The organism is Methanobacterium sp. BRmetb2, assembly GCA_003491285.1.
Lineage (GTDB): Archaea > Methanobacteriota > Methanobacteria > Methanobacteriales > Methanobacteriaceae > UBA117.
This window is the reverse complement of record CP022705.1, coordinates 1,997,622-2,010,050: the sequence shown is the minus strand read 5'-3', so window position 1 is coordinate 2,010,050 and position 12,429 is coordinate 1,997,622. Positions and strand designations below refer to the sequence as shown.

Genomic DNA, 12,429 nt, shown 5'->3' with positions numbered 1-12,429 from the left:
AGTGGTAATAATGTGTAGTTTATTTAAAAAAAAGGATATAGAATCATGTTTAAATTGTAATGCTTCCCATGAAAAATTGAAGAGATCATTAGGTCCTGTAGGACTTATTATTATGGGGATCGGAGCCATAGTTGGTGCGGGAATATTTATTGTAACGGGAATGGCATCAGCTACTTCTGGTCCCGCATTAATTTTATCTTTTGTTATTGCAGGTATTGCCTGTGGTTTTACAGCATTGTGCTATGCAGAAATGGCATCCATGATTACCGTTACTGGTGGCATATATACCTATACCCACATAACCATGGGGGAAATATGGGCCTGGATGATAGGCTGGACTGGCATACTCCAATATATTATGGCTGGTTCTACAGTAGCAATTGGTTGGGCCACCTATACTTCCGGATTCTTTAGTTCTATGGGATTTGTTTTACCCGATGTTATAACCAGTTCACCTTTAACTGGAACTGGTCTGATTAATCTACCTGCATTTTTAATAGTAGCTTTATTAACTGGTGTACTTGTTTTAGGTGCTAAAGAAAGTGCCAGAGTTAATGCAACAATTGTAACAGTTAAAATGATAGTAATTCTGTTATTTATAGTGGTAGGAGCCCAGTTCATCAATCCTTCCAATTATCAACCATTTGCTCCCCATGGGTTAACCGGAGTACTTCAAGGAGCAGCTATGGTATTTTTTGCCTATATTGGATTTGATACAGTAGCATCAGCTGCCGAAGAAGCTAAAGATCCTCAAAGGTCATTACCTATAGGAATAATAGGTTCCCTTATAGTGTGTTCCATACTGTATATAATAGTTACAGCAGTTATGAATGGAATGGTCAATTATAGCCTCTTTGCAAATAATGGTGCTCCAGTCCAGCTTGCCCTTGAACTGGTAGGAGCTAACTGGGCCATGGCCATAGTAACTGTGGGTGCAATAGCAGGACTTACTACCGTTATTTTAGTTAGCTTATTTGTAGTGCCTCGACTTCTTTTTGCCATGAGCAGGGATAATTTACTGCCTAAAAAATTAACTAAAGTTCATAGCAAATTTAAATCACCTATCATTAGTATATTGGTGGTGGGGACTACTGCTGCCATAATATCTGCTTTTTTACCATTGGAAGGCATTTTTGAATTGGTAAATATTTCCGCACTTTCTGCTTTTACATTTCTTGCAATATCCGTAATTATCCTTAGAAAGGAGAGACCAGATATCCCACGTAAATTTAAATGTCCATTGGTTCCCATTGTCCCATTTATTTCAATAATAGCCTGTTTAGGATTAATAACACAATTAAATTTTCTTACAATTGAAATGTTCGCAGTCTGGTTGATACTAGGACTTTTAATTTATTTCTTATATAGAAGGCACAGGTTAGGCACGAATAAAATGGGAGAACTTTTAGACAAAGAACAGATTCCAACACACGAAGAAATTTCAGCCAAATAAAAAGCATAGGGAAATAATGAAGAGTCAAATATTTTCTAAAAAACCTATAGACGATTTACTGGATGAAAAAAATTCTGGAAAATCACTTAAACGTGCTATAGGCCCTTTAGGCTTAATAATAATGGGTTTAGGTTGCATTATTGGAGCAGGAATATTTATTGTTACAGGAGTCGCTTCAGCTAATTATTCTGGACCGGCGCTAGTATTATCATTCGTTATTTCGGCTGTAGCATGTGTATTTACAGCTTTATGCTATGCAGAGTTTTCATCCATGGTTCCTATATCCGGAAGTGTTTATACTTATACCTACGTGGCTATGGGAGAAATATGGGCCTGGATGATTGGATGGGTTCTGATTTTTGAATATCTCATTTCTGCATCTGCTGTTGCAGTTGGATGGTCGTCCTACATTGTGGGACTTTTAAATTCTGTGGGAATGATATTACCCCAGTTAATTACTAATCCACCAGGATTAGGCATTATAAATTTGCCTGCATTTTTTATCATATTATTATTAACAGGAGTTCTTGCTCTAGGTGTAAAAGAAAGCGCCCGTTTTAATGCAGTCATCGTGATCATAAATATATCCATAATCCTGCTTTTTATTTTGGTTGGAATAAATTTCATTAAACCATCTAATTATCAGCCTTTTATACCCTATGGTTGGACTGGAGTAGTTCAAGGTGCGGCCATGGTATTTTTTGCCTATATTGGATTTGATGCAGTTTCAACAGCAGCCGAAGAGACAAAAAATCCTCAAAAAACACTCCCTATCGGTATTATTGGGTCTTTAATTATTAGTTCTATCTTATATATTGTTGTTGCAGCTGTATTGAATGGAATGGTACCTTACAGTCTTTTAGATACTGCTGCACCGGTTACATTTGCATTAGAAGAAGTGGGGGCTAATTGGGCGGCTTCGATCGTATCTTTTGGCGCAATATTTGGACTAACATCTGTTTTACTAACCAGTCTATTTGGACAGACAAGAATTTTCTTTTCCATGTCCCGTGACGGTCTTTTACCTAACATTTTTTCAATAGTACATGAAAATTGGAGATCTCCAATTGCCAGTGTTATTATTGTAGGAGCAATAGCTTCTTTAATTGCAGCATTTCTTCCCCTAGGTTTAATCATTGAACTGGTTAATATTGGAACTTTATCTGCATTTATTTTCCTAGCTTTGTCCATAATAATCCTTAGAAGAGAGCGCCCAGACATTCCACGTAAATTCAAGTGTCCTCTAGTTCCAGTTATACCTATCTTATCTATACTGTTTTGTAGTTTTTTGATTTTTCAACTTTCATCAACTACTCTGGAGAGATTTGCCATTAGTCTAATCATTGGATTAATTGTTTATTTTGTTTATGGCCATCGCAACAGTAAATTAAGAAATAAAAAAAGATGCTGAATGAAAATAAAAACTATTGTGGATTAATTGACTCCGAATTACATAAAAAGAACTCTAAATAGTCAGGAGACATCAAATGATACATGGACATCCCAAAGGTCTTTACATTCTTTTTTTCACAGAAATGTGGGAAAGGTTTAGTTATTATGGGATGAGGGCCATTTTATCACTGTACATGATTCAAGCCTTACTATTTAACACAGGCTTTACATCCACCATCTATGGTTACTATACTGGACTCATATATTTAACACCACTCCTTGGCGGTTATATTGCTGATAGATATTGGGGAAATAGAAAATCTATTGTTACCGGTTGTATACTAATGGCTCTTGGACAGTTTTCACTGGCCTTAAGCAGTTATTTTTATGTTCCTTCCACCATCCCTATTAGCTATTCTTATTTTATTTTTAACAATCAGGAAATTTTTTTCTTAACCGGTCTTTTTTTACTGGTAATAGGTAATGGTTTTTTTAAACCAAATATATCATCAATGGTGGGATTTTTATATCCTCAGAATGATCATAGGATAGATTCTGCATTTACTATCTTTTACATGGGTATTAATTTAGGAGCTCTTTTTTCACCTCTTGTAGTTGGAACTTTAGGTAATACTGGAAATCCTGCAGATTTTATGTACGGCTTTCTAGCTGCTGGTGTGGGGATGATTATAGGACTGATAATCTTTGTTTTAGGTAAAAATAAGTATATTGTAACTCCCAGTGGTGAAGGTTTAGGATTAAAACCATCCCATTTAATGGAACTAAAAAAAGATTGTAATGGCCCTTTAACAAAGATTGAAAAACAACGCATTTCAATTATTTTTATCTTGGCATTCTTTGTTATTTTCTTCTGGGCTTCATTTGAACAGGCAGGAGTTTCATTAACCTTTTTTGCGGAATTTAGCGTTGACAGAACTATTTCTTCACTTAATAATTATGTGATCCCACCCAGCTTCTTCCAATCAATTAATCCTTTGTTTATCCTGTTACTTGCACCCCTTTTTGCTACTATATGGCCTAAACTAAAAAATAATGGTTGGGAACTGGGAACACCTCTAAAAATGGCTATTGGATTAGCTTTACTTTCACTATCTTTTATAATTCTTTTACCTGCAGCACAAATGATAGACGCTGGAAGCTCAGAGGTTAGTCCTTGGTATCTTGTAGCAGTTTATTTTGTAATGACTCTTGGTGAACTGTGTATCTCCCCAATTGGACTGTCAATGGTATCTAAATTGTCTCCAGTCAGATTTTCATGTTTATTAATGGGAGTGTGGTTTCTTTCAACAGCAGCGTCCAATATTATTGCTGGTCTTTTAAGCAGTTTGTATCCCAGCTCTTCAAACCCTTTTCCTACTTTATGTGGAATACCAATCGATGGATTATTTTCATTTTTCATGATCTTTGTGGTTATGTCTGCAATAGCTGCTGTAATTTTGTTAATTATTAGCAAAAAGCTTTCAATAATGATGCATGGAATTAATTAAATGGGATGATCATTAAATGGACTTATTGAAAATAAATTACGATGCTTTATCAGTTAAAACTGCCTTTAAAAAATGTAATATAAAAATAAAAAGAGTAGATTAAATAGAAATGAATATTATTGTTTAGTAAATTCTAAACAAAGTTCATCTCCTTTGGGATATACACTAATCTCATTTTCCTCAGATATAGTATATTTTGAGATTATATCCTCTAACAATTTATAAAAAGCATTATAAGATTCTTTATTATTTCTATCAATAGATATGTAGATGTTTTTAATCCCTATATCAATATGGAATGGCCAAGCAAACTCTTCACCTTCAAAAAGGCCTTTCCTAAGTAAATCTTCTTTTTCGTCCAAGAACATGGTTACTTCACGATAAATATCTTCGAAATCCATAACATTGGCTTTTTGATATTTATGTTTGTAGATAGCCATCCTAATATTGGCTTTAAGTTCATTATCTTTAAATGGTTTTAATATATATCCATATGGACAAGTTTTTTCCGCCCTTATAAGAGTTTCATCATCAGAATAAGCAGTTAAGTAGATAATAGGAATATCATACAGCTTAAGAATAAGTTTAGAGGCTTCTATTCCATCCATATTTCCTTTGAGTAATATATCCATTAAAATAAGATCTGGTTGTTCTTTTTTAACACTTTCAATTGCTTCCGTACCTGATGAAACTAATCCAATTACTTCAAATCCTAGATTTTCTAGTTTCATTTCTAGCTGCATAGCCAAGATCTTCTCATCTTCAACAACCAATATTTTAACTTTTGGCATTTTTCCACCCTATACTCCTCGTTTAGGTGTAATGAGTTCTACACATAACTGGTCTCCTTTCGGGTAAATTGTAGCAGTACCACCGTAGGATTGAATAAAGTTTTCAATAATCTTAGTTAAAACTCGGTAAACATTAGGATTATCGTTTTTAGTGCACAAATAAGTTTTTTTAATGCCCACATCCAGTTTAAACACTCCTAATTCTTCAATAATTCTGGTTCCGATAACGGATTCTCTAATATACTGTTCTTTTTCCTCTAAAAATTTGTTTACTTCGCCAAAAATATCATCATCAACTTTTTTATCGTTTGAATTTCCTGGAGAGCTTTTGTATTCATTTTTTGACATTTTATCCCCCATTTAATCGAAAATTTCATTTTCATCCACGTTTAATTCTTCAATTTTCTGTTTACACCATTTATATAATGCTTCTTCAGCCCCTCTAGATAATTTTCCCTGTTTTTCACCATAAGAAAGTCTTGAAATTCTTCTAAAAGCAATTTCCAATTCATCAGATATGCATATAGTAATACAGCCCATATAATTCCTCATTTTTTATTTTTTTGGTTATTAAAGAATTTAATTTCCAATGTATTTTTTAAACTGATGTTTCAATTAAAAATTTAAATTTAATATTTATATATGTTTCTATTATTATAAAATGGTCCATATAGTACATTCAAAAACAATGCGAATTCCATTAGATAAGTATAATTACTAATTAATTCTAAAAATTTTTTTTATTAATGAAAAATCCTTTTTATCAACGGTTATTATGATGATTAAATAACAGACAAAGCCTGCTAATACTTTAAAAATAAAATTTATCGAATTTAAATCAAAAATAACCAGTGCCATAATAAAAATGGCCATTACAATTTTAGGTATATCTCTAAATAGATTATAATCTGCATAATTAATTTGTATAATGCTGTACAATAAAATAATCATAACAAAAACATCGGTTATTATTGTAGCAAGAGAAGCACCCATAAAACTAAATTTTGGTATTAAAAGAAGGCTTGCTGATACGTTTATTATAATACCAATGACTGTGATTTTGATTACTGTTAATTGTCGGTTAACAGAACCTAAAAGATTTGAAGATATTCCATTTAAAGAAACCAGTACCAGTGTCCATGAAAGAATAGCCAGAGCAATACTTGAAGGAAGATATGCATTTCCAAATATGATTTCGATAACTTGAGGCGATAATGAGGATATAACCATAGTTATGGGAACGCAAATAATTAGTGTGTATTTAACTGAATGTTCATAAACAGATTTGAGAGACTTTTTAGAATTTTTATAAAAAGTAGACATTACTGGAAATACTGCAATCATATAGACAGAATAAAGAGATATAAAGAAAAATATTAGTTTATTAGGAGCACCATAAAAACCAACGGCTTCTTTACCAGCCATGACCGAAAGAATGATAGAGGGAATCCAGATGAATAGGGTTAAAAATATTCCAGATAATGCGAAAGGTAGAGCCTCTTTTAAAGTTCTCTTCCAAAATGAGAAATCAAACTGGATTTGTGGCAATTTAAACCTTTTAATGTAAACCACAAACATGTAAGCTAAAACAAGAGCGTTCCTAATTAAATAAATAGAAGCAAAAGCAATGACATCCAGTGAAAAATACATTGCAATCATTACCACTCCTAACATAAAAATATTGTCAAAACCAGTTATTATGGCTTGATATTCCATTTTTTCCAGTGCCTGGTAGATAGAAAAAAATGTCAAGAAAAAAGAACTGATCACAATTGCTAATGTAACCATAAAAATGACCATAATTGTTTTGGAGTCGTAACCTAGGAGTAAAGTAAATATTAAAACAGATATAAGAGTTATGATAGCTAAAACAGCTTTCATGCCTATTGTATTTCCAATATATTTTGATTTTAAGGAATTATCTCGTGATACTTCCCTTACAGTTAACATGTTCAAACCTAAATCTGTAAATATGGAAAAAATTCCAGTAAATGATATGGCTAGAGCAATAATTCCAAACTTTTCCACACCTAAAAATCGTGCCATGTACATTACAGCGAAAAAATAAGTTACATTACTGATAATGGTTGCAATTAGTAAATATGAAGTATTTTTAGCAAGTCTATTTTTTATTTTCATTAGTAATACCCCATATATTACCAGCTAAAAGGGCACTTACTATAAAATACGCAATGTGTTCGGCGGCAAACCCATCCATATCTTACCATTTCATTTTGAACATTCATTTTGCAATCGACCATAATAACATCACTTTTAAAAGTTCCCAAAGTCCCAATTCCAAGTATATCAGACATTTTATTTAACCTCCTCACCTACATTTATGGCAATATTTATATATTTAAACTTTTACATTATAATTGAGAAAGAGGAAATGTAAGATTGAAGTATATGGAAGACCTTTTGACCTTTGAATGCGCTATTCCATGTCTAATTCAATAAAAAAATATCTAAATATAATATAGAAGGATGAAATAATGCAAGAAATAATAAAAAATTTTAGATGGATTATTGGAGGATACATGTTGTTGGGATCTTTTTTATACCTTGTAGTAGGAATTAATGAAACCTACACAATATTCATTCTAATTGCTTTTATGTTCGCAATTTGGTTTCAGTTAAAAAATAGTAAAATAGAGTTATAAAATTTTGATAAAACGAAAAAATCATTAGTGATTTAAATATATGATATTGCCATTTACATCAATTTCATGTGCATTGTGAGTAACCATAATAATGGTTTTATCCTCTTTGAGGTTATAAATAACTTCGTTGATTGATTCTCTCGAATCTGCATCAATAGATTTTGTTACTTCATCTAAAAGAATAATAGGTGAATCCTTTAAAATGGCCCGTGCTAGGGCAATTTTCTGTTTTTCTCCACTGGACAAGGATAATCCATCTTCACCTACATTTGTATCGTATTTGTAAGGAGCGCTTTCAATGAATTCATGAATTTTGACCTGTTTTGCTACTCGTACAATGTCATCTTTGTCAGCTTCTAAGTTTCCAATTCTAATATTTTCATAAATTGAGCTGTCAAATAGATAGGGATCTGAAAATACCAGAGCAACATTATGATTTAAACTCTCTCTTTTTACCTCCATTATAGGTTGCCTGTCAATTGTAACAACCCCTTTATCCACAGGATAAAGGGCGCAGATCAGTTTAAGAAGAGTACTTTTCCCCGTACCATTTTCACCCACTATATAGTTTAGACCTTTAGTAAATGTGGCATTAAAATCTTTTAAAATATGTCTACCATTATATGAAAACCAAACATTTTCAAATTGTATCTTTCCCTCTTTTATTTCAATTTCCCGATCTCCATTATCTACAGATTCCATGTCAAAAATTTCTTTTACTCTGTCAAAAGCAGGTAGTGAACTCTTATAAGATGTCCATATACTGGATAGCTGGGATATGGGGGAGAAAAAAATAGAAGTATAAGCTATAAAAGCCGTGAAAGTTCCAAGACTAATAGTTCCATCCATAACCCTGTACCCCCCGGAAATAATAAGTAAAACAATAGGTACACCTAAAATTAAAGAGTTTAAAGCAGAACTTAAAGAAACGGTTTTAGTATAATCCAGTGAAATACTATAATAATTGTCCATTTCCTTTTTAAATTTATTTTGAGACCATTTTTCCAATCTAAATATTTTAATTAAGGGAATTATAGAAAAATTTTCCTTTAAAAATGAATATAGAGAAGCATTAGATTCCAGAAATATCTTTTGAATTGATTCCATTCTTTTACCAAAAATAGAAGATGTTAATGCAAATAGGATTACAGGACTCAGGATAATAAGTCCTAATTGAAGATTAAGAGACAACATAATTAAAAATGGGACAATGATACTTACGATAATCATGAAAAACTGAGGAATGATCCTAACCGGTATGTTTATAGCTACCTGGCTGTTGCTCATAATACGGGTTATTAAATCTCCTACTTTGATGCTTTGATTATTTTTGAGGGATGTGTACTGTACTACGCTGAATGAACTTTCTGCCACTTCTTTTAAGAGTGTTAATTGCAGTTTTCCGCTTACATAACTGTTGAAATAACTGGAAACAGATGATATAATATACATTCCTAAAATTCCCATTACAATATAAAAAAATAAATCGTCTTTCCTTGCAATAAAAACATTATCAACCAGGGATTTTATTAGTAAAGGACTAATAAAAGAGAATACTAAAGTGAAAAAACTTAATGCTAATACAATAATAATTGTTAGGACATGTTTTCTTATAAATTTATTAAAAAAGAATTTGAAACTCTCTTTAATCATGATTGTCACTTTTAATGATTTTATTTAAAGTTGTATGGTTTAAAAAAAGTAATTAAAATCGTGATATAATTTAAAATTCAACTATTACATATCCAATAAAACCTATTAAAAATAAAAATTTTACCAACTAAAAGGACATATCCCATATAAATTACAGTTAGTGCGACTACAAGCCCATCCCACTAAAACCTGTCCAGGTTGATGATTCAAATTACAAATTATGGGTTTAAACTCGCTTTTGATGTTTCCTATTTTTCCAATTCCAAGCAAGTCTTCCATTTTCAATCACTCTTTTTATTTAATATATATTTTTATTTAATATATAGAAACTTTTATATATATAAACTTTTACATTATAATTGAGGAAGTGAAATCATCGAAAATGCATAGATATGGAGGATGTTTTTATAGCCCAAGTTTTTGTACATATCCTCCATATCACCTCAAAATAAAAATAAATTTTAAATAAGTCACAAATAATTCTAATTTGTAGCCCATTTGGAAAAATATAACAAAAAAGAACTTTTTTTTATATTGAAATTCTTAAGATTAAATTAAAAAAATAAAAATAAATTTTACCCGATATTATCTGTGGATTTTAACATGGTAAACAACCACTTTTGCTGGAAGTTCTTTGGTTGTATGTCTAGTATATCTAAGGACTACGTCAGTTTTACCAGTTTTCAAAGCTTTGAATAAGAATATAGTGTGCCCACCACTTCCATCAAATATAGGTTTATCAGGGATATATTTTTCACCTACAAGTTTTAAAAACTTGTGATTGTAATAAACAACCCATTTATAACCTGTTGTAGGATTACTTTTCAGATTAATCTTAAATTTATGATTTAATTTTACATTTAATTCTTTTTCAGGAATTTTAAAGTCTTGCAGTTTAGATTGTTCAACTGCAGTAGCTCCTGATACCAAACTCAATGAAAATGCAAATAGCAGAATCACTGAAGTAATTTTTAAAGTTTTCATATTTTCGCCTCCTAAATATAAAACTTAAAGTTATGAAATAGTTTAAACTAAAAAATTTTTCAATTCAATACTTTTCTTTAATTACCAATTTTTTATAGAATAGGATCTACCAGTTAAAAGGACACCAGTACACCATAGACTGAACACTCAGTAACATCACAAAGCTATCCAACTATAACTGCTCCAGATTGAGTATTCATTTTACAGTTTACAGGCTTAACATCACTTAGCATTTCCCATTTTCCAATTCCAAGTAAATCTTACATTTTAAATCACCTTTTTTTATTAATGTGTATATCATAGAAACTTTTATATATATAAACTTTTACATTATAACTGAGCATGAGTGAATCATTCAAAAATCATTCATGAATTAAAGGATATGGAGAAAAAACCCCCCAATTACTTTTTTCCATATCCTCCACCTCCCAAATCTTAATTAAATTAGATAATATACTTTTTTTATTTTTATAAAAAAATAGCAAAAAATAAACAGCTAAATCATTAATTTTACCCGTAATTTTAATATATAGAAAAGTTTATATACATAAACTTTTACATTAATATTTACCAGATTCAAATCCCATCTGGTAGATATAAGGGATGCAATTAAATTCTCTTATATCACCCCTCTCCCACCCCCAAGAGTTGTATACTCTCTATGGATTCTTATTTTAATAAAAAGTTAAAAAATATGAATAATTTATAATTTTTCAGAAGCAAATAAAAAAACAATTATTAAATGAATATCAGCCCACATGCTTATGAAATATTTGATAATAACAAACACTATAGTTTAGTAATAAATTAAGATTAATAAGCAGAGAGTTAAACATTAAAAAAGTCCAGACTCTTTTTCACCAAAAATACAAAGACATATATATGTATAACCATGATAGATTTATAATTATAATTATAAATAATAACAAATAATATTTGGTGATAAAATGCTCACATCCGTCCAAAAAGAGATTTTGCAAAGTCTGATTAATCTGTACCGTAATGCAGAAGGTAAGTCAATTAAGGGTGAAGAAATTGCCGAGATAATGAACCGAAATCCCGGAACCATAAGAAATCAGATGCAATCTCTAAGAAGTTTAGGGCTGGTTAAAGGAGTTCCAGGTCCCAGAGGGGGATATAAACCTACCATAGAAGCTTATCACCAACTGAATATTAATTACAGTGACAAGGAGACCCAGGTACCTATCTACAAAGATGAGGTAAAGATTAAAGATTTAACAGTGGCCAAGATAGAATTTACCAGTATTCCCCATCCTGGCGAGTGTGAAGCTGCAATAAAAGCTGTAGGCAATATTAAACAGGTGGATCTTGGAGATAAAATAAGAGTTGGTCCAACACCTGTAAACAAACTGGTGGTTAACGGTGTGGTAGTAGGTAGAGATGATATGGATAACATATTACTCTTGGATACCACCAGCATAAGGAGTATTCCTAAGAAAACTGTTATGCAGGTGGCTACAAAAAAATTGATTGAATTAAACCCTTCTTTTGATATTAAAATGGCTGCTAAAACCCTATCGGAAAATGGTATTGAAGGGGCCCCAGTTATTGATAAAGGAAATGTTGTGGGCATATTAACCTTGAGTGATATAACCCATGCTATTGCTCAGGGAAAGGAAAATTTCAAAGTGGAAGAAGTCATGTCTAAACATATCATCACAGTTGAAAATGATTTAATGATAGCCGACGCAATAGAAATCATGAACAAAAAGAAGATAGGAAGGTTAATTGTTGTGGATGAAAATGGAATAGCAACTGGCATTGTTACCCGCACAGACCTTTTAGATAAAATTGCAGGTTTAAAATAATTTTAAATGGATATACTAATTTTCTTAACACATGAATCATATTATATAGTTAATGAACTTTTCTTAATATACCCATCAAATTATATTATATAAATATCTAATTTTAAATTACATTTAAAATGCATATTCAAATTATTAAACTTTAATGAATTTTAT

Annotated in this window: 10 protein-coding genes; 4 read left to right on the top strand and 6 right to left on the bottom strand. The window is 31.2% G+C overall.

Annotated elements, in window-relative coordinates; translation table 11 throughout:
• The first annotated feature begins 10 nt into the window (after positions 1-10).
• The 3 genes from CIT01_10105 to CIT01_10095 all read left to right on the top strand — a co-directional run bounded on the left by CIT01_10105 (position 11) and on the right by CIT01_10095 (position 4,353).
• Positions 11-1,453, top strand: a complete 1,443-nt coding sequence (locus CIT01_10105; GenBank protein ID AXV38535.1) for an amino acid permease — start codon at positions 11-13, stop codon at positions 1,451-1,453.
• 16 nt (positions 1,454-1,469) lie between these two features.
• Complete coding sequence (locus tag CIT01_10100; protein ID AXV38534.1) at positions 1,470-2,864, top strand: amino acid permease; 1,395 nt, start codon at positions 1,470-1,472, stop codon at positions 2,862-2,864.
• Positions 2,865-2,940: 76 nt separating this feature from the next.
• Entirely contained in the window at positions 2,941-4,353 is a 1,413-nt protein-coding gene (locus tag CIT01_10095; protein ID AXV38533.1) for an MFS transporter, read from the top strand.
• Between the two features lie 116 nt (positions 4,354-4,469).
• On the opposite strand, the gene CIT01_10090 is transcribed toward CIT01_10095, so the two are convergent.
• The 6 genes from CIT01_10090 to CIT01_10065 form a co-directional block, all read right to left on the bottom strand.
• A complete protein-coding gene (locus CIT01_10090; protein ID AXV38532.1) occupies positions 4,470-5,144 on the bottom strand; it encodes a hypothetical protein in 675 nt (224 codons plus the stop codon).
• Positions 5,145-5,153: 9 nt separating this feature from the next.
• Positions 5,154-5,492, bottom strand: coding sequence for a hypothetical protein (locus CIT01_10085; protein ID AXV38531.1), 339 nt, complete (start codon positions 5,490-5,492; stop codon positions 5,154-5,156).
• Positions 5,493-5,504: 12 nt separating this feature from the next.
• The gene (locus CIT01_10080; protein AXV38530.1) at positions 5,505-5,684 is read right to left on the bottom strand and encodes a hypothetical protein; all 180 of its coding nucleotides are present in this window, start codon (positions 5,682-5,684) and stop codon (positions 5,505-5,507) included.
• Between the two features lie 177 nt (positions 5,685-5,861).
• Positions 5,862-7,283 (bottom strand): hypothetical protein, encoded by a 1,422-nt coding sequence (locus CIT01_10075; GenBank protein AXV38529.1) that lies wholly within the window; start codon positions 7,281-7,283, stop codon positions 5,862-5,864.
• Positions 7,284-7,831: 548 nt separating this feature from the next.
• Complete coding sequence (locus CIT01_10070; protein ID AXV38528.1) at positions 7,832-9,460, bottom strand: multidrug ABC transporter ATP-binding protein; 1,629 nt, start codon at positions 9,458-9,460, stop codon at positions 7,832-7,834.
• A gap of 585 nt (positions 9,461-10,045) precedes the next feature.
• Positions 10,046-10,444 carry a hypothetical protein gene (locus CIT01_10065; protein ID AXV38527.1) on the bottom strand — a complete coding sequence of 133 codons (399 nt, stop codon included), beginning with the start codon at positions 10,442-10,444 and terminating at the stop codon, positions 10,046-10,048.
• Between the two features lie 947 nt (positions 10,445-11,391).
• On the opposite strand from CIT01_10065, the gene CIT01_10060 reads away from it, so the two are divergent.
• Positions 11,392-12,273, top strand: a complete 882-nt coding sequence (locus tag CIT01_10060; GenBank protein ID AXV38526.1) for a hypothetical protein — start codon at positions 11,392-11,394, stop codon at positions 12,271-12,273.
• The last annotated feature ends 156 nt before the right edge of the window (positions 12,274-12,429 follow it).